The organism is Achromobacter sp. Marseille-Q4954 (genome assembly GCF_943737025.1).
GTDB lineage: Bacteria > Pseudomonadota > Gammaproteobacteria > Burkholderiales > Burkholderiaceae_B > Achromobacter > Achromobacter bronchisepticus_A.
Genome location: NZ_CALSFQ010000001.1, coordinates 1,440,829 through 1,464,535 on the forward strand (window position 1 = coordinate 1,440,829; position 23,707 = coordinate 1,464,535).

Annotated in this window: 19 protein-coding genes; 10 read left to right on the forward strand and 9 right to left on the reverse strand. The window is 58.6% G+C overall.

Annotated elements, in window-relative coordinates:
* Positions 1-179: 179 nt before the first annotated feature.
* From istB to NGK62_RS06775, 9 genes are all read right to left on the reverse strand, one after another.
* On the reverse strand, positions 180-983 hold the full coding sequence (gene istB, locus NGK62_RS06735) for an IS21-like element ISThsp10 family helper ATPase IstB (protein WP_013516261.1): 804 nt from the start codon (positions 981-983) through the stop codon (positions 180-182).
* A complete protein-coding gene (gene istA / locus NGK62_RS06740) occupies positions 973-2,499 on the reverse strand; it encodes an IS21 family transposase (RefSeq protein WP_169885095.1) in 1,527 nt (508 codons plus the stop codon). Before istA ends, istB begins: the two co-directional genes overlap by 11 nt.
* A 77-nt stretch (positions 2,500-2,576) precedes the next feature.
* A complete protein-coding gene (locus NGK62_RS06745) occupies positions 2,577-4,649 on the reverse strand; it encodes a WD40/YVTN/BNR-like repeat-containing protein (RefSeq protein WP_251877792.1) in 2,073 nt (690 codons plus the stop codon).
* Between the two features lie 62 nt (positions 4,650-4,711).
* Positions 4,712-5,797, reverse strand: coding sequence for a P-loop NTPase (locus tag NGK62_RS06750; RefSeq protein ID WP_051375859.1), 1,086 nt, complete (start codon positions 5,795-5,797; stop codon positions 4,712-4,714).
* Positions 5,798-5,807: 10 nt separating this feature from the next.
* A complete protein-coding gene (clrC, locus tag NGK62_RS06755) occupies positions 5,808-6,602 on the reverse strand; it encodes a chlorate reductase subunit gamma (protein ID WP_201267793.1) in 795 nt (264 codons plus the stop codon).
* A gap of 29 nt (positions 6,603-6,631) precedes the next feature.
* On the reverse strand, positions 6,632-7,369 hold the full coding sequence (locus NGK62_RS06760) for a molecular chaperone TorD family protein (RefSeq protein ID WP_251877795.1): 738 nt from the start codon (positions 7,367-7,369) through the stop codon (positions 6,632-6,634).
* Positions 7,370-7,385: 16 nt separating this feature from the next.
* On the reverse strand, positions 7,386-8,366 hold the full coding sequence (gene clrB, locus NGK62_RS06765; RefSeq protein ID WP_108241478.1) for a chlorate reductase subunit beta: 981 nt from the start codon (positions 8,364-8,366) through the stop codon (positions 7,386-7,388).
* Positions 8,367-8,378: 12 nt separating this feature from the next.
* Positions 8,379-11,153 carry a chlorate reductase subunit alpha gene (gene clrA, locus NGK62_RS06770; protein ID WP_251877797.1) on the reverse strand — a complete coding sequence of 925 codons (2,775 nt, stop codon included), beginning with the start codon at positions 11,151-11,153 and terminating at the stop codon, positions 8,379-8,381.
* Positions 11,154-11,578: 425 nt separating this feature from the next.
* A complete protein-coding gene (locus NGK62_RS06775) occupies positions 11,579-12,664 on the reverse strand; it encodes an IS5-like element ISPst12 family transposase (protein ID WP_011913346.1) in 1,086 nt (361 codons plus the stop codon).
* A gap of 281 nt (positions 12,665-12,945) precedes the next feature.
* On the opposite strand from NGK62_RS06775, the gene NGK62_RS06780 reads away from it, so the two are divergent.
* From NGK62_RS06780 to NGK62_RS06825, 10 genes are all read left to right on the forward strand, one after another.
* Entirely contained in the window at positions 12,946-13,272 is a 327-nt protein-coding gene (locus NGK62_RS06780) for a c-type cytochrome (RefSeq protein ID WP_251877799.1), read from the forward strand.
* 237 nt (positions 13,273-13,509) lie between these two features.
* Positions 13,510-14,358: a chlorite dismutase family protein gene (locus tag NGK62_RS06785; RefSeq protein ID WP_251877802.1), complete on the forward strand. Its 849-nt coding sequence runs from the start codon at positions 13,510-13,512 to the stop codon at positions 14,356-14,358.
* Positions 14,359-14,670: 312 nt separating this feature from the next.
* Positions 14,671-15,198, forward strand: coding sequence for a peroxiredoxin-like family protein (locus tag NGK62_RS06790; protein WP_286012428.1), 528 nt, complete (start codon positions 14,671-14,673; stop codon positions 15,196-15,198).
* Positions 15,199-15,278: 80 nt separating this feature from the next.
* Positions 15,279-16,184, forward strand: coding sequence for a DMT family transporter (locus NGK62_RS06795; RefSeq protein WP_249368007.1), 906 nt, complete (start codon positions 15,279-15,281; stop codon positions 16,182-16,184).
* Entirely contained in the window at positions 16,181-16,897 is a 717-nt protein-coding gene (locus NGK62_RS06800) for a glutathione S-transferase family protein (protein ID WP_013521173.1), read from the forward strand. Before NGK62_RS06795 ends, NGK62_RS06800 begins: the two co-directional genes overlap by 4 nt.
* A gap of 1 nt (position 16,898) precedes the next feature.
* Positions 16,899-17,693, forward strand: coding sequence for an SDR family NAD(P)-dependent oxidoreductase (locus NGK62_RS06805; protein ID WP_013521172.1), 795 nt, complete (start codon positions 16,899-16,901; stop codon positions 17,691-17,693).
* Between the two features lie 63 nt (positions 17,694-17,756).
* Positions 17,757-18,371, forward strand: coding sequence for a TetR/AcrR family transcriptional regulator (locus tag NGK62_RS06810; RefSeq protein ID WP_013521171.1), 615 nt, complete (start codon positions 17,757-17,759; stop codon positions 18,369-18,371).
* Complete coding sequence (locus NGK62_RS06815; RefSeq protein ID WP_013521170.1) at positions 18,368-19,072, forward strand: glutathione binding-like protein; 705 nt, start codon at positions 18,368-18,370, stop codon at positions 19,070-19,072. The genes NGK62_RS06810 and NGK62_RS06815 overlap by 4 nt, the downstream gene beginning before the upstream one ends.
* 128 nt (positions 19,073-19,200) lie before the next feature.
* A complete protein-coding gene (locus NGK62_RS06820) occupies positions 19,201-20,370 on the forward strand; it encodes an AlbA family DNA-binding domain-containing protein (protein ID WP_013521169.1) in 1,170 nt (389 codons plus the stop codon).
* Positions 20,371-20,701: 331 nt separating this feature from the next.
* Positions 20,702-23,617, forward strand: a complete 2,916-nt coding sequence (locus NGK62_RS06825) for a Tn3-like element IS1071 family transposase (RefSeq protein WP_251877806.1) — start codon at positions 20,702-20,704, stop codon at positions 23,615-23,617.
* Positions 23,618-23,707: the final 90 nt, after the last annotated feature.

Here is a 23,707-nt window from a genome sequence, read left to right on the forward strand (position 1 = left end):
GCGGCGTCTATGGCCTCAACCTGACACGCCAGCCCTTAGCGTGCTTTGTTGTCCGTTTTCTGAGACGACCCGTAAAAGACCGGTGGGGCATCTTCCATGCGCAGCCTGTTGATTTCCATGCAAAGCTGACCCACCATTTCCATCGAATCTTGACCCACCCTGATTCGTGAACTTCACGCTCACGTTGTGGATAAGTTCTTGGTCGCCTTCTCCTTCTTGGTGGTCTGTGGTGGTTGCTGTGCGGAGCTATTCTTGAACCGGTAGCTGTCATTGCCGGTCTCAAGAATATGGCAGTGATGCGTGAGCCGGTCGAGCAATGCCGTGGTCATCTTGGCATCCCCGAACACACTGGCCCACTCGCTGAAGCTCAGGTTGGTGGTGATCACGACGCTGGTGCGCTCGTAGAGTTTGGACAGCAGGTGGAACAGCAAGGCGCCTCCTGATGCACTGAACGGCAGGTAGCCCAACTCGTCCAGAATCACCAGATCCACATATGCAAGCCGGTGGGCCATCTGCCCTGTCTTGCCTTGGGCCTTCTCTTCTTCCAGCGCATTGACCAACTCTACCGTGGAGAAGAACCGCACCCTTCGGTGATGGTGTTCAATGGCTTGCACTCCGAGGGCTGTGGCGATGTGGGTCTTGCCTGTGCCCGGCCCGCCCACCAGCACCACGTTGTTGGCATCCTCCAAGAACTCACATCGGTGCAACTGGCGCACCAGGGCTTCGTTCACCTCGCTGTGGCTGAAGTCGAAGCCTGCCAGGTCCCGGTACGCGGGGAACCTGGCCACCTTCAATTGGTAAGCCACCGAGCGCACCTCCCGCTCGGCGGTCTCAGCCTTGAGCAGTTGGGACAGGATGGGCTGTGCTGCCTCGAAGGCTGGCGCACCTTGCTCAGCCAGTTCCGCAACTGCCTGGGCCATGCCGTGCATCTTGAGCTCGCGCAGCATGATCACGATGGAAGCGATGGCGGGGTCATGACGCATAGCGCACCTCCCTCAATTGGTCATAGCGCAGCACGTTGGCCTGGGGTTCCATCGCCAGCTTGAGGGCCTGGGGGGAGGTGACCGGTGCTGGAGCGGGCTTGCCGTCCAGCAGCCGGTGCAGCACGTTCAGGATATGGGTCTTGCTGGCAGCCCCAGACTCCAGGGCCAGTTCCACTGCGGCGAGCACGGCCTGCTCGTCGTGATGCAGCACCAGTGCCAGCACCTCCACCATCTCTCTGTCGCCGCCTGGCTGCATCAAGAGGGCGGTCTGCAGCCGTTTGAAGGCCACTGGCAGTTCCTGGAAGGGAGCGCCATTGCGCAATGCCCCGGGCTTGCGCTGCAGCACCGCCAGGTAGTGGCGCCAGTCATAGACGGTCTGCCCAGCGCCATGGTGGTTGCGCTCGATCAGGCGCTGGTGTTCACAGATGATCTGGCCTTCGGCAGCGACCACCAGGCGGTCCGCGTAGACCCGCAGGCTCACAGGCCGGTTGGCATACGGCGCTGGCACGCTGTAGCGATTGCGCTCGAAGTGGACCAAGCAGGTGGGTGAGACGCGCTTGGTGTGCTCCACAAAGCCATCGAAGGGCCGGGGCACAGGCATCAAGGCTGCCCGCTCCTCGACCCAGACGTCCGCGACGGTGCCAGCCAGCTTGCCATGCTCGATCTCGTGCCACAGCGCCACGCAGCGCTCCTCAAGCCAGGCATTGAGATCGGGCAGGCTTGGGAATGGCGGCACCACCTGCCACAGGCGATGGCGGGCATCGCGCACGTTCTTCTCCACCTGGCCCTTCTCCCAGCCCGAGGCCGGGTTGCAGAACTCGGCCTCGAACAGGAAGTGACTCACCATGGCCGCAAAGCGCGCATTGACGTCGCGCTCCTTGCCACGGCGCACCCGGTCTACAGCGGTGCGCATGTTGTCGTAGATGCCTCGGCGGGGCACACCGCCCAGCACGACGAACGCATGGTTGTGGGCATCGAACAGCATCTCGTGCGTCTGCAGAAGATAGGCACGCAGGTAGAACGCCCTGCTGTGACTGAGTTTGAAGTGAGCCACCTGCAGCTTGGTGCGCACACCTGCGAGCACTGCCCAGTCCTCGCTCCAATCGAATTGGAACGCCTCGCCGGGGCCGAAGGCCAAAGGCACAAAGGTGCCGCGGCCGGTGGTCTGCTGGGCCACCAGGCGTTGTTCTTGCCAGAGGCGGACAAAGGCCGCGACCCGGTTGTAGGAGCCGGTATAGCCCAGCGCCTGCAGATCGGCGTATATCTGCTTGACGGTACGCCGCTGCTTGCGGGATCGGCCAGCTTCCGTCTTGAGCCATCCCAAGAGCTTCGATGCGAAGGGATCGAGCTTGGAAGGGCTGACCCGCTTGGCATAGTGCGGCTCGGCCTCGCCTGCGCGCAGGTACTTGCGGATGGTGTTGCGCGAGAGGCCCGTGCGGCGGGCGATCTCTCGGATGGACAGCTGCTCTCGCAGGGCCCAGCGCCTGATGACACTCAGTGTTGCCACGTCTATCACTCCTGGTCTCCTGCTGCTCAACAAAGCAGCAGGTTAGGGTTAGTACGTGGGTCAGATTTAGATGGAAATCCTGGGGGTTAGTGGGTCACTTCTGCGTGGAAATCAACACCGTTGACCTGTATAGGCTTCTGATGCGACCTGCATTCAGGCAAAACGCTTGACACAAGCCATTTTTTATCGACTGATATAAAATAACGGGAGTCCGCTGCGATCCCCGCCGCGACTGCCTTGCTCGAAGGGAGATCCAAGTGGCCGTTATTGATCTTGATCGACAACTGCAAGAATTTTTTTGTTAGCCGACGCAGAATGGTGCCTCGATCACCTGCCGCATATACGGTGCCGCCCTGGGTGGCGCATACCGCGCGCAGCCCAACCTCGCTGCCGCTTGGCTCAGTCAGCCACTGCTCGCCTTCTAATCGCAGCACGCAACCCCGTGTGCCTACCGCATAAGCCCCCGCCGCAGGCGAGCCGGAGATGGCCAACAGATCGTCACGCAACCGGGTGGCCATTTGCTGCCAGCGCTGGCCATTAAAGTGCGCCAGTGTGCCAGAAAGCCCAATGGTATAAATATTGCTCAGGCTGTCGCCCCAAACACCGTATAAAAAGCTCTCGGTGCCCACGTTGAACTCGGTCCACTCTTTGCCGTTGTAGCGCAGCATCAGGCCAAAGTCGCCTGGCGCCAGCAAGTGTTCGTTGTCCCAGGCCCATAAACCATATAACGCAGACTGGGTGCCGCTGGGCATACGCTGCCAGCGCAAACCATCAAAGTGCAGTATCAGGCCTTCATCGCCTACGGCGTAAATGGAATCCGGTCCGCTGCCCCACATCGCCATTATGGTCACATCTAAATGCAGCTCAAAATGCAGTGTCCACTCGGTGCCACCAAAGCGATAAATACGCCCCAGCTGACCGGCAGCAAACAAGCCATTGCCGCTGTCCCACAGGCAGTGCACCGCCAGCTCGCTGGGGGCCGGCAAGGCTTCCCAGCTATTTTCTCCGTCACGCAAGCGCCACACACTACCGGCTTCGCCACAGGCGTAACAGCTACCGTCAACGCCTTCGATAATACCCCACAGCTGATGTTTGCTGGGCACATCCATTAGCTCCCAGGGGCTGGCATCCGCTGCCTGGGGTGGCGGTGCCAGCGCCTGGGTAAAGTCTTCGGCGGCGGTCATAATAGTGCCAAAATCGCCCACCACCAACGCTTCGCCGGTGGACAACACAATAATATCCATTAGATCGTGGCGGCTGTTGCTTTCGAGCTTGTCCAGCCGCAAGTCGTTCAGGTAATACAAGTGGCCCTGATCGCCGACGATCAGCACGCCGTCTTTGTAGGACTTGAGCGCGCGCAAGCGCGGCATGGGCTCGTCGAAGTTCAGAGCCTGAAACATCCCATTTTGATAGCGCACCAGTTCGCCCCGAAAGCCGCCGTGATCGACAAAATAACGGCCGCCACCCAACAGCAAGCTACCGTCATCCTGCACCAACATGGTTTGAAAACCGGAGCCCAGCGGGCAATCAAGCGCCGCCCACACCCCGCTGGCGTCCCGCTTGAGCACGGTACCTTCGCCGCCGGCCGCATAAACAGTACTGTTATCGGCGCAGGCCACCGCACGCAGATTAATCTGGGTAGGGCAGGTCTCGCGCTGCCAGCTAACGCCGTCAAAATGCAGAATAACGCCATCATCACCTACCGCCCAGGCCTGGCCCAGCTCGTTACCATCGATGGCAAACAGCGGCGTGTTTTCTTCGCTGGCGGCAAAGCGTCCGCTGCGCTCATCAATACGTCCGCCGCGCAGCTTGTGCCACTGCTCACCGTCATAATGCAACAGGCAACCCATCCAGCCCACGGCATACAGGTTATCGGCCGTTAATCCCCAGATGCCGTGTAATGGCAGGCGCTCTGGTACCGCCATCGTCTGCAATAACCGACCTTCGGCATCGGCCACACCGGTATAGCGCAGCACCCGACCTTCGTCGCCCACTACAAACAGTTCGCCATCGCCACTCCAGCCGGACCACAGCACATCCCCGTCGCCGGCCCCCACTTCGGGCACTCTATGCCAGGGGGCGCGATTGGGCGCATGTTGGTCAGTGCCCAACAGTTGACGAAAGAAATGACGACGATTGGGGGTACGGGTTTCGGTCATGACAGCACTCTCACATATTTAGAAATAAATCGATGACGAGCATCGGCGACAAAGCACCCACTCTAATGAATGGGGCCCTGACTATTGCCCAGCAAAGAGGCCAGTTGTTCGCGCAGCGCCGCTCTTTGTTCCGGCGCCACCGCATTCAGCGCTTGCTCAAGCTCGGGGGCTTCCAGCCCGGCCTGGGTCAGGCTGTGCAGAGACGCGGCGGCCGCTTCGGCAAAAATGGCCTCGCCATGGGCACGCACCGCCGCCACCGCGGGCGCAAAGGCTCGGGCTTCGGCCCCATCGGGCGCGGATAAAATAACAGGCACCCCGGTATCGGAGCCGCTGGATAACGCCAGCGACAAGGGAATTTGTGCTATCGACTCCACTTCGACTTCCGCCAGGGCCGCCGCCAGATGGGCGCGCGGAAACACGTGAAAATGACCGCTGCAATGGGGGCAGGTGACGCCCGCCATGTTCTCGACCACGCCAATCAGGGGCAGCTTGCGCTCCTGGCAAAAACGCACCGCTTTCAGGCTGTCCATTAATGCCACTTCTTGCGGCGTGGTGGTCAACAGCGCCGCCACATCATGGCCTTCCAGCATGTCGGCCAGGGTGATCAGTTCGTTACCCGTGCCCGGTGGCATATCAATGACCAGAAAATCCAGTGGCCCCCAGTCGAACGAGCCAATCAAATGGTGCATAAAGTCATGCTTGTAGGCATCACGCCACACAATAGGGGTATCGTCGCGCTCCATCATGAACGCCAGCGAGCCCACTCGCACCGGATGTTCAATACCTTCATAGGCAAAGGCTTGAGGGGGCAGCCCTTGGTTAGTCAAGCGCACTCGCTGGCCGACAAAGCCGAAAAATCGACTCTGATTGGGCCCATGAATATCCGCATCGGCCACCCCCACCCGATAACCCTGAGCGGCAAGACCGGCGGCCACGTTGGCCGATACCGTGCTTTTACCCACCCCCCCCTTGTTGGCCATGACCATGATGATTTGGCCAATATCTGCCAGGCGCGATTCAATCAGCCGCTTTTCATGACGGCCTTTATCCAGCTGGCATTGTTCTTCTTGTGGGCAAAACTGACAGGCGTGGCCACGGCCACAATCTGTGGGTGCCAGGGTCTGGGGATCAAAGTGAGAAACCGACATAGAGAGATCCTTATTTTTTAGTAGTACCGTCGTACCCGGTATCCAGCAGAATCCAGGTGTGCGTCACGCGTTTGTTGCCATTGCGCTCTTCGTCACTTCCCTGCCACACCGCAAAGCCCATGGGGACGATGGCGCGCTCAAAATCCACCTCAAACTCCCCCTTGGCGGCTAATGGCCGCGACATGACGACCTGCCAGCTGCTGTGCTGGGGGACCTGATTGGTGACGTACGCACTATCACCGGACACCGTCTGTTCCGTTAAAGTAGTCGTGCTGCCATAGCCGCCGGCAGCCAGATTTTCTACTCGATTCTGGTCGGCGCGCCAATACCAGATATTCACCGGTTGCTCTGGGCCAGAGCCCATCATATAGGAAGTGTCTGTATCGTTAAGGGCATACTGCACCGCCACCCCATCGCGAAAATCATCGACGGTCGTTGCCCTGTCTTCGGTGGCATCCTTCCAACGCAGCCGTACATAAAAGCGATCGCTAGAGCGGGCAACCTGGAAATAGATGTGTTTACCCCGGGTGGCGCCGTCATCGAAACGTAACTTAGCCGACTGATGCACCGGCGGTGCCGGCAGCAGATAGGTACTGTAGACCGGCAGTCGACTCCAAATCAGATCGTCAGGATCGTTCTGGCTACGCAAAAAAATGGTATCGGGTATTGTCGATACCTTGACCGTATCGCCGGGCTTTATTTCTAGAATATTGGGGTTTTGCTCACTGCGCTCGGCCAGGGCGCCTGCACTGGCCAACACCAGCGCCAGGGTAAGGCTGCCTTTCATAAAATGACCCAGTTTCATGGCATGATTCCTCATCGGTAATGGCTCGCTCAGTCCCACATGGACTGATTGGCAGGGGCGGCTCGTTCTTCTCCCGGCTTTGGGCTCGGGCCCACCAGGGTTTCTAACGACAGCAGCTGGGCATTGGCCCATGCGGGCAACATCTCCACCAGGTGCTCCAGATTAGGATCCAGACCGTGATGGCTCTCTTTGGCGTAGCTGGCTCGTATCGCTTGCAGCAGCGGTGCCAGGTAGCGAGCCAAAAAGTCACGCTGGGCACGGCGATAAGGGGCGGCATCTCTGTCATTCGCCAGCGCCCGTGATTCGAGGTGACACAATAGAGCACAAAACTCCAGCATGGCCACCAGATGATCTGGTTCGTCTTTATGGCCTTCGTCGCTCACGGCGGCAGTCAAGCCAAAGTGAGTGTAAAAGGCCTGCACATTCAGCAGATAGGCCCCGGGGGTGAGCCCGTCAACCAAACCTGCATAAGCACTGGCCACCAAGGGCACCCGCGGCTTGCCACGACGGCCCTGGATAAAGGTGGACATATACCCCACCTCCAGCTGCTCCAGGCTTTCGCTGATATCAAATTCCGGCCAGGGTTCACCGCCCAGCGTCTGCCAGGCTTGATCCAGCGCCATCTGCAGCCGACCTTCTTCCAGTGCCTGCTGGGTCTCTGCCAATGGGTAGCCAAGCACGACCGCAGCCAGGCGGTAAATAGCCTCGCGAGCCTCGGCCCGTTCGGCTTGCAGCTGGCGAGCCAGTGACGTATTAGCATTTGTCATAAGGTTACTCCCGCCGTTAGCTCAGCTTGAACATTTCAGCGTGTTTAAAGCCGATCAGGGTGTCCATCAGCTCACTGTCTTTACCGTCTGCCTTGGCCTGACGGGCCTCGGCCAGGGTATCCAGCACTTCTCCTACTCTGGGGCCAAACAGGCTTTCCAGATAAGACAAGGGGATCCGCGACTCCTCGAGTTGTTCACCATTGGGGCCGAACTTGGGTGGTGACGTCGGTGGTACGTAGAACACGTTGGGCTGCGTCCCCCACTCCGCATGCAGCGGCAAGGCAACCTTGTACTTTTCTACCAGCAAATGGATGGGACCTGCTTCATCATCACGATAGCCTATCCAGCGAATGCGCCCTACACACTGCTGGGCACAGGCGGTGGGCAACCCCTTTTCAATGCGCGGATAGCAGAAGATGCACTTCTCGGACTTTGAGATTTGCTCATTGAAGTAGATTTTTTTGTAGGGGCAGGCGTTGACGCAATAGCGATAACCGCGACAACGCTCCTGATCCACCAGTACGATTCCGTCTTCCTGGCGCTTGTAAATGGCGTTGCGCGAGCAGGCCGCCAAACAGGCCGGGTTGGCGCAGTGGTTACACAAGCGTGGCAGGTAGAAGTAGTAACTGTTCGGGTAGTCGCCTTCACCCTCGTCCTCATCCCAGTTGGCACCCCAGGTTGGTTTGACGTGAGGACGCAGCCAGGGGTCGGTACCTGTCATCAGTGCTTCTTCGTAGTTGTATTCCCAGGGAATACCGTAGTCTTCCTGGCTTGGTTGCTTGCCTAAACGCAAGGCACCGTCTTTGTCGAAGCCACCGCCCATGTTCTGATAATCACGGGGATAGCCTTTACCCGGCATCGTTTCCACGTTATTCCAGTACATGAATTCGCGGCCATTACGGTTGGTCCACATCAACTTGCACGCGGCAGTACAGGTCTGGCAACCAATGCATTTGTTTAAATCTAAAACCATGCTGAGCTGGCGCTTAACAGTCATAATAATTTCCTCTTAAACGGCACGTGGGTCGTTAATGTCTTCCGGCTTCGCCAGTTCAATGTCGTAGCTTGATTCATGAATGTGCTGGTTGGCGTTCCATCCGCCGTAAACGTACCTCAGGTGCCCCCAGTTACCCACCAGCTCCAGTGGTTGCAAGAATATGGCGTGGGAAATGTTCATATTTCTGCGCTTGATGTACTGATGCGGCTCCCAGCCGTGCTCCATCATGATCGAGTCGGCAGGAATGCTCGGATAGAACTTCGCCTGAGCAAAAAAGTCACCGTTGCCGTTAAACAGCCGTACCGTGTCACCGTCCTTGATACCTTTTTGTGCTGCCAGTTTCGGGTTGATGTAGATATTCGGTTCGCCACGCTGCAAACGCAGCAGGTATTTATTACTGCGCCAGTTGGAGTGGATACCCCAGCGTGCGTGTGGCGAGTAGAACTTCAATGGGTAGTTGGATGCCTTAGGCCCGGCGTGCAAACGCGCGGTGGGCACTGTGGACTTCAACTTCTCAAACCACGGGTGGTCACAATAGAAGGTGATACGACCGGTCAAGGTATCGTAGGGCTCCTTGCCATCGGTTTGTGCGGTGAACGGGTTATAACCTTCATCTGGCTTTAACGGCTGGTTCAGGCCCGCATGCTCATTCATCACAATGAAGCCTTTTTCGGCAGCTTCCTCGATGGTGACACCACCGAATTCCGGCGAATCTTCGATGATATGTTTCAGTACATCGTAATCGGTATTGAGCGCGCCATTACGGGTAAAGTCGTCGTGAATGGTATGCAGATCACGGGTAACATCACCATCCTGAATCGGGCCTATACCGCGCGCAATGGCTCTTTCCTGAATTTTTTTGGTCAGCAGCGCCATGATTTCCCAGTCTGGCTTTGACTCACCGACCGGCTCTACCGGGCGGGTGAAAATGTTGGCAAAGCGGTGATAGCCCTGGGTGCGTATATCCCAGGCTTCATAATGGCTGGCCGCCGGCAGCACGTAATCTGCCCACTCGGCGGTGGAGTCCATGCGCACGTTAATGTTCACATACAACTCTTCAGCCTGGCGTAAGTGCTCTTCGCGGTACTTTTCCGACATCTTGTTACGACGGAAAGTGTTGTCCGCGATGGAAATCATGCCTTTGATTTCGCCGTAGTACGGCATCCAGCCTTTTTCGATGGATTCGTTCATCATCTCTTCCATCTCATCGAGATCGAAGCCGACGCGCTCTTTTAGTTTTTTGTTATCGAAATGGTTACGGGCACCTTCCATCATGCCGCCACGCAAAAACTCACCCAAACCACCGGCTTCCTTGCGCGCTGACTTCTTGCCTTCAAAGCCCGCCAATTCCGACAAGCGTGGGTGATTCCACGCCACCACCCAGGAGGTATCCAAACCACCGGTACGACCACCATGTCCAGTCAGTGCCAGGGTTAATGCATAGCCCCAGCAGGTGTACAAGCAGTTGGAGTAACTTGAAGTCATAAAGCCCAGCATGATGATGGCTTTTTTAGCCGCCGCCAGATGACGGGCTTCCTGGCGCACAATATCCGGGTGAATATTGGTCTCTTCCTGGGTTTTTTCCGGAGTGTACTTGGCGGCTTCTTTTTTAACCTGTTCAAATACCGTGGTGACCGAAATGCCTTCTACCTCGAAGGTGCCCTCAATGGCCGGATCGACATTACCCAACTTAAGGGTCTTGTCTTCATCGCCCATAGTGCCTTTCGCTTTTACTGCTTGCTGGCTGTTCAGATCCCAGTGGTAGAACACCTGATCAGAACCGCCTTCCACCAGATCCGCTTCACGCAGCAGCTTACCGTTGTCGGTACGCACCAGCATCGGCAAGTCGGTTTGCTCTTTCATAAACTCAGGTTTGAACAGCTTCTCGGCAATGATCACGTTGACAAATGACATGGCCAAGAATGGATCACTCCCTTGATGGATCGGCATCCACAGATCGGTGTGAATAGCACTGGGGTTGTAATCCGGTGCGGTACTGGTGATGCGTGCGCCATTGTATTTGGCTTCCCAGATATAGTGGGCATCCGGGATACGGGTGGCGTTCGGGTTAATCATGCCGAGCATTATGTAGTCGGCATCAAACCAGGCATCGGAGGTGAAACTTTCCTGCGGGTTACCGTACGCCAGATGCGCACCGGTAATCAAATCTCCCACCGCGGTAATATGGTCCAGTTGAATACCACCGACCAGCGCAGCAAAGCGTGCAGGGCCGGCGTAACGGACCATAGACTTGTTACCCGAACCTTGGTGAGTTTTCAGCTTGCCAGGGCCGTGTTTGACAAAAATATCGATGATTTTGTCAGCCACTTCTTCAGTGGCCTGATCCCAGGAAATTCGCTGCCACTTGCCTTCACCACGTTCGCCGGCACGTTTCAATGGATAGCGTAAGCGGTCAGCTTCGTACATGGAGGTGGAGTGAATCGCACCTTTTTGGCAGCCTCGAGGGTTGGCATCCGGGATGTTTTCGTGAACCTGTGGGTATTTGGCAATCTGTTCTTCGCGGACCACGATGCCATCTTTAACGTAGACGTTCCAGGCGCAGTTACCCATGCAGTTGATACAGTGTGCCGCGTGGCCGACGGAGTCCCACGTCCACTCGTTGCGATATAAATCTTCCCAGTCACGATAGGGATATTCGCTGGCCAGGGTCTCGCCCACGGGTTCAAGGCGGTTTAGTCCCCAGACGTTACCACTCAGCATGACGCCCGCCCCCGTCACGCTCAGCCCTTTAAGAAAATCCCGGCGCTTCAGTTTCCACATTCCCATGGTTTTCTCCTCATCGACGATGATGCCGACGTGCCGGGACAATCCGGTGACGGCGTGCAGGTGACAGTGACGTCACCGTCTATTTGGTGTGTTGGTGTGTTTGGCCAAGACTCCTGGCGTGGGAGCCAGCCATACAGATGTCGATAGCTCTGCAGACAGCTCCCGGTATCAAGAGGGATTCAGTATTCATAAACAATAGCAACGGTAACGCGTTCCTGTGGAACGCACCCCCGTCGTATCATTTTTTTCTTGGTCCGCTAACAGGCCGTTGAAAAACTCGGCTTCAACTGCCCCAACCCGTCCGGTTTGGCGCTTTTTCAAGCGCTTTGGCCTAACGGAGTCCACACAAGGCCTGACTTCAGGCCTTTTTGACAGGTTTCAGCACCACGTTCACGCCTTTCGGCGTTTTTTGGGCGTAACTCGCCCTATACATGCGATCCTCGCCACCAACCCGACAGGCTACCCAGTCGGATCAGGTTGTAGACCGAGAAACCCAGCAATAACTGAGCACTCAGCTTGGCGCGACCGATCAGCTTGGTCTTGCGCAGGCCGCCAACCGTCTTCAGCCAGCCAAAACCTTCTTCGATCCGCTTGCGGATCTTCTGGCTGGCGGCATACCCCGGATGCCGCGTGGTGCGCCCATCGATGGCGCTGCCCTTGCGCTTCTGCGCCACATGCGGTGTCACTTTCAGCTCGCGCGCCCTCTGCACGAAACGCTTCTGGTCGTAATTCTTGTCTGCACCTACCGTGCTGCCCGGCTTGGCCGTGCGCTCCAGCATCTCCAGCGCCGCCTCTACCTCGGCACGTCCATTGAACTCGGTGCATTCCACATCCACGATCAGACCGTTGCGGTGCTCCATCATCGTGTGGGCCATGTGCGCCAGACGACTGGCATCGCCATTGCTCTTGCGCGCCAGCCGGGCCTCGGGATCGCTGGTCGATTGGTGGGTCGCGTTGCTGCGCTTCTCGCCCTTGAAGTCGGCATCGGGGTTGCGCGTGCCATCCTCCGGTGGGTCGCCGCCATCCTTCTTGATAAAGGACTTGTGCGAGGCCCAGGCGTCGATCAGCGTGCCATCGACGCTGAAATGCTCGTTGCTGGCGTACTCGGACCATGCGGCCAGCGACTTGATGCGCTGGAAGAACAGCCGCGCTACATCCTGGTTGAACAAGCGGTCACGGTTCTGGCTGAAGGTCGAGTGATCCCACATGCGCTCGTCCATCGACAAGCCGACGAACCAGCGAAACAGCAGGTTGAAATCAATCTGCTCGACCAACTGCCGCTCGGAGCGAATGGTGTAAATCACCTGCAGCAACGAGGCGCGCAGCAGCCGCTCCGGCGCAATCGAGGCCCGTCCCAGGGTGGAGTACAGCCCGTCGAAGTCCCGATCCATCGAAGCCAGAACGGTATCGACCAGGCCTCGCAGGGGACGCAGCGGGTGATCGTTCGGGATGCGCTGCTCCAGCGTCGTATAACTGAACAGCTCGTTTTGTTTGAGGTCGAGTCCACGCATCGGCTTGGGCTGGCTTCGGCAGAAGAGGATGGCCGCCATTTTGCCAGAGCCACGCGGGCTCTGGCTTTTTTCAACGGCCTGCTAATGGTGGCCAGCCTACATCTAAACAGAGCCGTCCTCCATCGCTTAGCCGCCGTCATCACGGCTTTTTCAACTTCATTTGACCAAGATCAACAGAGCCGTATTTAGCGCTAACCAAGGCTTGCAAAAGGGGCCTGCAACGTTCCTAATAAATTCATGGATATGGTTGTCGAAGTACTGTCACTATAGAGGGAAACAAAATGTCGAATAACTGGGTAAAAGGGTCTGTTGCCGCGGTATTGCTGGGGATGATGGCGCAATCGGGGTTGGTTATGGCCGCAGGGGATGCCGCAGCCGGAGCGCAGAAAGTAGCGGTCTGTGCCGCCTGCCATGGCGCTAACGGCAGGTCGGCGGTAAATATCTATCCCAATCTTGCCGGTCAATGGGCGCCCTATCTCGAGAGTGCACTCAAGGCCTATCGGGCAGGTGAGCGTACTGGTGGCATGACGGCCATGATGGCCCCGCAGGCCGCCAATTTAAGTGATGAGGATATTGCTGATATTGCGGCCTTTTACAGCGAGCAATAACAGCGGTTTTTAGGGTCTGTTGACCTTGCGCCAGGCAAAGAGGTAAAAGAAAGGTGGCAACCCAGTTTTTTGTTGCTTTGACAGAGCTGGCTGAACAATTTGTGACGGCCCATCTGCAACACGTGTGCTGCGGGAAATTGATTCATAGATTCAGTTAGCCAAGAGTTTTTATGTATGAAAACACCAATTTTTTAGATTCTAGAATTTCATTTATTCATTTCACACAAGGGGATATCCATGACCAACATGTCGATTCGCAGTTTCAAATTGAGTCTCGCTGCCACTGCTATCGGGGCAGCCATAGCGATGGCTTCGTCACCTGTTGTTGCTCAGCAGGCAATGCAACCCATGCAACCGATGAAAATCGAGCGGGGAACCATCCTGACCCAGCCCGGGGTCTTCGGCGTTTTTACAATGTTCAAATTGCGCCCTGATTGGAGCAAGGTGCCAGCAATGGAACGCAAGAGCGCCGCGGAAGAAGTTAAGAAACTAATTGAAAAACATAAGGATAACGTTCTGGTTGATCTCTACCTAACACGTGGCCTAGAAACCAATTCCGACTTTTTCTTCCGCATCCACGCCTACGACTTGGCAAAAGCCCAGACCTTCATGCGCGAATTCCGCTCGACAACGGTCGGGAAGAATGCCGATGTTTTTGAGACCCTTGTCGGTGTAACAAAGCCCTTAAACTACATCAGCAAAGACAAGTCTCCAGAGCTGAATGCGGGACTTAGTTCGGCTACCTATAGCGGGCCGGCACCAAGATATGTGATCGTAATCCCCGTCAAGAAAAACGCGGAATGGTGGAACATGTCGCCGGAAGAGCGTCTGAAAGAGATGGAAGTTCACACGACACCTACCTTAGCCTATCTCGTGAACGTCAAGCGTAAGTTGTACCACTCAACTGGCTTGGATGACACCGATTTCATCACCTATTTTGAGACCGATGATCTGACAGCATTCAATAATTTGATGCTGTCTCTGGCGCAGGTCAAAGAGAATAAATTCCACGTTCGTTGGGGCAGTCCGACAACGCTCGGAACCATTCACTCTCCGGAAGACGTGATAAAGGCGCTTGCCGAGTAAACGGCAAGGCTGTTCCTCCCATGCGCGCCTGGAACAGCCTTGTCTCGCGATCCTTGGGCCAGACCCAAGGATCGCCATACCCCAGTATTTGAGCATTTGAGAGTCTGAAGCTCACCTTGCTCGTTTCAGATCGCCGAGTAACCGACTCGCTATTATGCATGCCAATTAAATGACAAACATTCTCAAATCGCTGCGCCAACCAAGCACTAAATACTGCGAAAGGAGTTCGCCCGCACCGCTCCAGCCGGCCGGGTCGCGCTCTATGAGTCCAGGATCGAGGAACTGCGATCGACCTTTGCGAGGCACGCTGCGCTGAAGGAGGGAGACAGGGCCCCCGACTTTTCGTTGCCGGACGCCCAAGGCGGCACGGTGTCGCTGTCCGCTGCTCTCAAGCAAGGTCCTGTGGTGGTGACCTTCTATCGAGGTGGCTGGTGTCCGTACTGCAACCTCCAACTGCGGTCCTACCAGGCCTTGCTGCCCGAGTTGGCATCCTTTGGCGCAAGCATGCTGGCCATCTCACCTCAGCTTCCGGACGCATCACTGTCAACCGCGGAGCGCGAGGCGTTGACGTTTAACGTCCTGAGCGATCTGGGCAATGACGTGGCTCGCCAATTCGGGCTGGTCTATCCATTGCCGCAGGAACTGCGCGATGCCTTGAGTTCCAGCAACAAGGCGCTGCCGAGCATAAATGGGGACGCCAGTTGGGAGCTGCCCGTTCCCGCCACCTATGTGATCACGCCGAACCAGAGGATCTCGCTGGCTTTCATCGAGGTCGATTACCGGCAGCGATTGGCCCCGCAGCGACTTCTTGCGGCGCTGCAAGAGCAGGCGGTTACGTGACGCAGGCCGTCGACTTGGTGCAAGAAGCGGTAGTCGGACCGGCTGCCGCGTCGTGGCCTCAGAGATCATCCCGGAACGTCTTGCGCGGATTCTGCTGGGCCGGGCTCAGCGTCACGATCTTTGCGGGCTGGTTCGTCGTGACGCGCTTCAGTGTCACGCGCGAACTTCGCCTGTGGGATGTGACCGCGCTGCGGTTCGGCATCGGTGCCGTCATTCTTCTTCCAGTGCTGTTGCGGGGAAAGAGACGCCTATCAGCCAAGGAATGGCGTGAGGGGCTGGTCTATGCCTGCCTTTGGGGGTTGCCCTTCGTCCTGGCGGTCGCGCTCGGCCTGCAGCTCACGTCGGCCGGCCGCGCGGCAGCGATAGCGCCGACCCTGATGCCGGTATTCGCCGGCGCCTTCGCGTGGATTTTCCTGAAAGAGAAACAGGGCCGCGCGCGCTGGTGTGGCTACCTCGCCATCATCATCGGACTGGTGTTCATGGTTGCAGGCGGTGTTTCCGCTCACGGTGGCATGAACCCGATGGGCCTCATCGCCCTGATGACTGCCGCTGCCATGTGGGCCGTCTACACGCTGCTTTTTCGGCGCAGCGCCCTGACACCTGTGCAGGCCGCAGCCCTGATCTGCTTCTGGTCGGCCATCCTCTTCCTGCCGATCTATATTTTTGGCGGGCTCAGTCGCCTCGCCATGGCCTCACCCAGCGAGATCGGCTTGCAGGCCGTCTATCAGGGCGTCCTGATGAGCGGCGTTGCGATCGTTTCCTTCAATCGCTCTGTCGCGCTTCTGGGCCCATCTGCGGCCACAGCCATCATCGCCCTGATTCCGGTCGTTGCTTCGCTGGCCGCCATTCCCGTACTTGGAGAGCTGCCGTCTGGTGGAGAGTGCGTTGCACTTGCCGTCGTTGTTGGCGGCGTGCTCTTGGCAGCACGTCCTGCCCGTAAAGCAGCGAAGCCATCGATTTCCGCAACCACGAGGCATACACCATGATCCGGTTCTACTTTCATCCGACCCCCAACCCCGCAAAGATCGCGCTCTTTCTGGAGGAGACCGGTCTGGCCTACGAAGCCTTGCCGGTCGACACAAGCAAGGGCGAGCAGCATGCGCCCGCCTTTCGTGCGATCAATCCGAACGGCAAGGTACCGGCCATCGTCGATACCGAGGGGCCGGGCGGCAACGAAGTCAGGGTCTTCGACTCGACCGCCATCCTGATCTATCTGGCGGAAAAGACCGGCCAGCTTCTGGGCACGTCCGAGGATCGGCCGGAGTTGCTGTCCTGGCTGCTCTTCATCGCCTCGGGATTGGGGCCGTTCTCCGGGCAGGCGGTGCACTTCCAGTTCGCCGCGCCCGAGGGCTTGGACTACGCGGCCAATCGTTACCGCCGCGAGGCGGAGCGGCACTATCAGGTTCTCAACGATCACCTGTCCGGACGCGAGTTCATCGTCGGCAGCGGTTTCACGATCGCCGACATCTCCGCCTGGGGCTGGCTCGATCGCGCTTCCCGCGTGCGCAAGGGCGCCGAGGATCCTCTGGGGCCCTTTCCCGAACTGAAGCGGTGGTTCGCAGGCGTGGATGCGCGTCCGGCGGTCGCTCGCGCCCGGGCGCTCGCCAAGAGCCATGCGTTCAAGGCGATCAACGACGAGGAGACCAAGCGTGCGCTCTTCCCGTCGAACTATCCCCCTGCATCGGCGCAAGGAGTTTGAAATGGAACTGAAGAACAAGCGGGTCCTCGTCACGGGCGGATCGAGCGGGATCGGCCTCGCGCTGGCCCATGCGCTGATCGCGCGAGGCGCCAGGGTGGTCATCACCGGAAGGCGCAGAAGCGTCCTGGACGATGCACTGCGCAGCCTTGACTCGGCGACGGGCGTCTGCGCTGACGTGGGAAGTCCCGAGGGACGCGCGGCCACGCTGGACCAGGCGATACAGACGCTGGGCGGACTCGACATCCTCGTCAACAACGCCGGCGGCGTGCGGGCTGGCCGGCTGGAGAACACCACGGAAGCCGATATCGAGCAGATGGTGATCGTCGACTTGCTCGCGCCAGTCTTGTTGACCCGCGCGGCGCTCCCCGCTCTGCGGGCCAGCGGAGATGCCATGGTGGTGAATGTCGCCTCCGGCATTGCCCTGGTCGGCGCACCCTTCTATGCAACGTATGCCGCGGTGAAAGCAGGTCTGGCTCGCTTTGGCGAGGCGCTCAGGCGCGAGCTCAAGGGCGAAGGCATTCATGTGTTGACGGCCTATCCTGGAGGCACGGACACGCCGATGATGAAGTCGAATCGCGCTGGTCCCGAACTGGGGTTTTCGCGCGAGCCTGCTTCTGCGGTGGCCGATGCCATCGTCGCCGGGATCGAGGCGAACGCTTTCGAGGTCATCCGGGGCGGGGAGGCGAGAGCCCAGATGATTGCGCTCAACCGTAACGATCCGGTAGCGGTCGATGCGAGATTCCTGACGCTCAAGAGCGCGCTGGAAGAGGCGGTCAAGGACCACAGCGCATTGTGACGACGCGGCATCAAGCACCGCATCCACTCACGAAGCCAACCACGAACCGATCCAGGAACGATCATGGCGCGCCCCAGAGAGTTTGACGAAGCAGTGGCCCTCGATGCCGCGATTCAATGCTTCTGGTCGAGGGGCTACGAAGCCACCTCGGTGCGGGACCTGGCCGACGCGATGGGTATCGCCGGCCCCAGTCTGTACAACACGTTTGGCGACAAACGCACGCTGTACCGGCAGGCGCTCGAACACTATGTCGAGCGAGGCTTTTGCGATCGGGTCCGGCGCTTCGAGTCCCAGTTGGCACCTCGTGCGGCCATCGGTGCGTTCTTCGATGAGATCATCGAATTGTCGCTGGCCGACGACCAGCGCAAGGGATGCCTGATCGTGAACTCGGCACTGGAGCTGGCACCTCACGACGCGGAGTTTCAGGCTGCACTGGCCGCTGTCTTGCGCGACATGGAGGCCTTCTTCTACCGTTGCGTCAAGGCCGGCCAAGATGCCGGCGCGATCAACATCACGTTGCCGGCCGATGATCTCGCCCGGATGCTGCTCGGCTTGCTAATGGGGCTGCGCGTCCTCGCGCGATCGCGGCCAGAACCGGAATTGCTGCGTGGGCTTGTCCGGCCCGCATTGGCGCTGCTCGATGGCGCCGGCACATCTCAACGACGGAGTCGCAAATGATCGACCTCTACTATTGGCCCACGCCCAATGGCCACAAGGTCACGATGTTTCTGGAGGAGGCTGGCCTCGAATACCGCATTCATCCTGTCGACATCAGTGCGGGCGACCAGTTCAAGCCTGAGTTCCTCGCGTTCTCGCCGAACAACCGGATGCCTGCGATCATCGACATGCAGCCGGTCGACGGCGGGGAGCCCGTGACCGTCTTTGAATCGGGCGCCATCCTGGTCTATCTTGCGGAGAAAACGGGTCGCTTCATGCCGACCGACCTGCGTGAGCGCAAGGCGGTGCTGGAATGGCTCTTCTGGCAGGTCGGTGGACTCGGCCCCATGGCCGGTCAGAACCATCACTTTGGCATCTATGCGCCCGAGAAGATCCCCTATGCCATCACGCGCTACGTCAACGAGACCAATCGCCTGTACGGTGTGCTCGACCGACGCCTGGCCGTGCAGGAATATCTCGCAGGTGAAACCTATTCGATCGCGGACATGGCGACCTACCCCTGGGTGGTGCCGTGGAAGCGCCAGCAGCAGGAACTCGACGAGTTCCCCAGTCTGCGGCGGTGGTTTGATGCGATTCGCAATCGTCCCGCGACGATCAGGGCCTATGCGCGCGGCGAGCCTTTCGCATCGCGTCCTGCGGTGACGGAGGAGGGCAAGAAGCTTCTGTTCGGTCAAACTGCCGCAGGCCCGCAGGCGCGCTGATACGTTTATGGTGCACACACCAGCGATTACTCAAAGTCAAAGCAATCACGCGACGTGGGCGTGCGCCAGCTGCTGCAGGGAGCTCGGGAATTCGTGGAGATCTTTCGAGGCGCGGGCATGATATCGCTATGACCATCGAACCGTGGGCGGACGCCCAGCTATCTGAAGATATTCCTCGGCTTGCTCAGGGCGGTGAGAGCGAGACTGTGGAATTCAAGCGAGAGCTGCCAAAGCAGGTGCGGGATCTTGCCAAGGAAATCGCGGCTTTCGCTTCCAGCAGCGGGGGCCGACTCCTTCTTGGAGTGGCAGACGACGGCTCGATTCCAGGAGTCGAAAATGCACATGACCCAGCGGTTCGAGATGATCTCGGCAGAAGGATCGTGGGCGTTTGCCAGATCATCGATCCCCCCGTCCGCCCGCAGATCGGCTGGACATCGGCAAATGGGCTCGGCGTTCTCGTCATCACTGTCGAGAAGGGTTCAGAGCCTCTGTACTACGTGGATTCGCGCGCGTACATCCGGCACGGCACGGTCTACCGACCGGCGACGGCCTCAGAGGTTCGCGCTGCCTTGACAGCTTCCATGCCCGGGGAGGCCGCCGAAGGACCCAAGAATCATCCGGAGCTGTCTGCGCTGGCCGACGTGCTCGCCAACGTGCGACGCTGGAGCGATACGGACTCCGAGATGCGAAGCCTGAAACCCTGGATTGAAGATTGGTCGGCAGATGCGGAGGTCTATGCGTCAAAGCTGCGCGACCTGTCCGTCTCCGACTGGGCCATTGAGAGCCACGTCAATGAACGGTTGGAAGCCACAGCTGAGAAGCTCGATGAAGTCGCACAGTTCCGGCACTACCTCGGCGAAGGGGAAAACTTCAACGACGTGTGCAACTCCGCAGGCTTCGCTGCTGCGGAGTTGATGCGCGATCTGGTCGATCCTATCGAGGTCAGCGATGAGACACAGCGAAAAGTCCTGGAGGCGATTGCCAAACTTGCCCGCAAGTTGACCCAAATGTGGGACCGTGCCAACAAAGAGATCTTCGATGGGCGTGTCGAGAAAGCCCAGCAGGAAACCTATGGCATCGGCCAGCAAATCGCCACTTGGACCTATTTCAGGCTGTCTGTTGTGCCGGAAAGCACGCTGGCCGATCTGCGCCGAATCGGTCTTAGCCTGCTCCAACTGGTGTCCATGAGGGTCTACATGGATGGCGGCGCTTCACTACAGCGCATCGTCGATGATGCTCAGACTCTTGTGAAAGAGCTGAATGCGAACGTCGAGAGTTTCCTGCAGTTCGATCGCTGAGTACTGTGTGCGCCGCCGTTTGCCCTTGGGCGGCTGCGGGCCACGGCTGCCAGAGGCGTGCTCGCTCCAGCGGTACGGTGACCGTGCGCGCACTCAGCGTCTATGCGCTGGCGCGCGCCTCAGGTCGCCGGGAAGCACAATCCCCAGGCTCCCATGCAACTCCTGACATGGATGCGGTCCGTAGCTGGGGTCTCCTCGTTTTCAGTGCAATAAGTGACGGTACGCAAAGCTAGCACTGGCGCGGGGGTGGTCTGGGTAGACCGTTGATTTCATTGACTTTCCTGTTCGCTTTGTAAACGGGTATGGTGGCCTCCCACTTTTGAGGTTCACGATGCAGGGTTGGCACACAACGTTTTTGGGGATGCGTGGGCTCCCCCGCGATATCAGCGACTTCGAGATGAAGGCATTTTTCACCTTCGATGGTGCCGAGCGCGACGCAATCAATGCACGCCGAGGTGATTCCCACAAGCTTGGTCTGGCGCTCCATATTGGTTTCCTGCGCATGAGTGGGCGTTTGCTCGGTGCCTTTCGGGTAATTCCAGTAGCCTTGTGGCGCCACCTTGGCAACGAGCTTGGCATTGCAGCACCAGAAGTCGCCTCGCTGAGAGCCATGTATGAACGCGGGCGCACGCTATTCGATCACCAACAAGTAGCCTGCACGGTCCTTGGATTCCAGTGGATGAGCGAGCACCAGCGCCGCTCACTGGTACGTGAACTGCGCGACGAAGTGGCGCGCTGCGCCGACCGCGATCAGCTACTCGTGCGGGCGCGTCAATGGCTGTACAAGAACAAGCTGGTGATCGTGCACGGGCGGGCAATTCGGACACTGATTGCGGCGGCACTTGCCCAGCTGGAAGTTGAAACAGGCACCGCCATCGCCGCCAGCGTTGATCCAGCAACACTTGATCGCTGGCGAGCCTCAGTTTCAGAGCTGCGCCCAGATGGACAAACCCAGCAGAGTTGGCTATGGGCTGCACCGGCGAAACACTCAACCCGCCAAATCAGCGAGGTACTGGAGCGCATCGACCTGCTTTACACGCTGGACGTTCATAAGCACCTGGCAGACATCCCCGATCTCATCTTGCGCCGCTACGCGCGCCGACTTGTCTCCAGGCCGCCCTCAGCCGGAGCCAAGATCAAAGAGCCAGCGCGCACCGTGGAGGTCGCATGCTTTCTTCGGTATTGCCTGTTCACCACCACAGACCAGTTGATCCTTATGGTGCAGCGCCGGATCGCCGATCTGTGGCGTCAGGCTGCCGCCGATGTCCCCGCTACCGTCAATTGGGCCGCAATGTACAAAACGCTGCTCGGCGAACTTGTTGCCTTGAGCGCGCAAGGTGCGGTGCCAGATGCTGAGTTGCGTGCCCGTCTTGAAGCCTTGATCACCGAAACCCAGAAACGCAAACCACCGAGCAGGGCCTCCCTGGTCCGCGAGGGATTGATTGATGGAATTCGCCCCGTGCGGTCGTTGCTCGTCGCCATTGCAAAGCTGCCCTGGCAGGCCACCGGCGAGCATCCTGCCATCGAGTACCTTGCCAAGCTGCAAGCTTTATATCTCAAAGGATCCAGAAAGCTGCCAGTTGAAGTGGTGGCACCAAGTCTGGGAATGATCTGGCAGGTTTCGATCTCCAGCCCAGACCGGGAACGGGCGTTTCAGGCGTTGGAGGTGGCCACCCTGTTTGCCCTGCGCCGCGCGGTGCGCAATGGCTCGGTCTGGATTGAGCACAGCCTGAGCTTTCGGGGTCGTGCGCGCTTGTTCTTCACGGACGAGCGTTGGCAGGCAGAGTCCAAGAAACACTATGCCCGTCTATCGTTACCCAGCAAGGCTGCCACTTTCTTGAAGCCTTTGCTGGCCAGAGTAACTGCCGGTGTCGATGCGGTGGCCGCTGCAGCCCGCAGTGGCGTACTGCGCGTGGATGATGAACTCCATTTGTCGCCATTGCCCGCAGAGGACGAAGACCCAGAAGTGACCAAGCTGCGCGCGGCTTTGGATCACCGCATCGGTGAGGTTCAATTGCCGGAAGTGATTCTGGCCGTTGACGCCCAGGTGCGCTTTAGCTGGATCATGCTCGGACGTGAGCCGCGCTCTACCGACGAGCTGCTGATGGTCTATGCCGGCATCATGGCCCACGGCACCAGTCTGACTGCGGTCGAATGCGCGCGCATGATTCCGCAATTGTCTGCCACCAGCATTCGCCAGGCCATGCGCTGGGCGCGGGACGAACGGCGTCTGAGCCAGGCCTGCCAGGCTGTGCTGGAATTCATGCAGCGACACCCGATTGCCGCCACCTGGGGGCGGTCCGATTTGGCATCTTCTGACATGATGAGCATGGAGACCACCAAACGGGTGTGGCAAGCCCGGCTTGATCCTCGGCGCAACACACCTTCCATTGGAATCTACTCCCATGTAAAAGACCGGTGGGGCATCTTCCATGCGCAGCCCTTTGTGCTCAATGAGCGCCAGGCGGGCGTGGCCATTGAAGGTGTCATCCGCCAAGAAAAGCTGGAGACCAGCCAGCTTGCTGTGGATACCCATGGCTACACCGACTTTGCCATGTCACATGCCCGTTTGCTTGGTTTTGATCTTTGCCCGCGGTTGAAGGAACTCAAACAGCGCCACCTCTTTGTGCCACGCGGCACCAAAGTGCCCGCAGAAATCGCTGCGGTGTGCGAAGCCAATGTCGACGTCGCTTTGATCGAAAAGCATTGGGATAGTCTGGTGCACCTGGCAGCCTCGGTCATGAGCGGACATGCCAGTGCGGTGGCAGCTCTTGCGCGGTTCGGTTCTGCCGCCCAGGGCGATCCAATCTATGAGGCTGGCGTGCAATTGGGGCGGTTGCTGCGTACGGCGTTTTTGGCTGACTACTTTGTCAAGGACGCTTTCAGGAACGAGTTGCGCCGGGTGCTCAATCGGGGCGAGGCTGTTAACGCCCTCAAGCGCGCCATTTATACCGGCCGGATCAGCCCGGCGCAGGCCAAACGTGTCGATGAAATGCAGGCTGTGGCCGATGCGTTGAGCCTGATGGCCAACATCGTGATGGCGTGGAATACCTCACAGATGCAGGCGGTCCTGGATCGCTGGTCGAACCGCCGCCAGGTCATTCCACCGGAACTGATCGGGAAGATTGCGCCCACCAGGCTGGAGAGCATCAACTTGCGGGGTGTGTTTCGCTTCCCGGTTGACCGCTATGCTGACCAAATCCTGCCTTCGCGGCCAAATGCATCGATAACTGGCACCAATGGATGAAACCGACCACGGTTTGACGCCACGAATCGCAGATTTGAAAGTGAACAGGAAAGTCAATGAAATCAACGATCTACCAACACCACCTCCGCG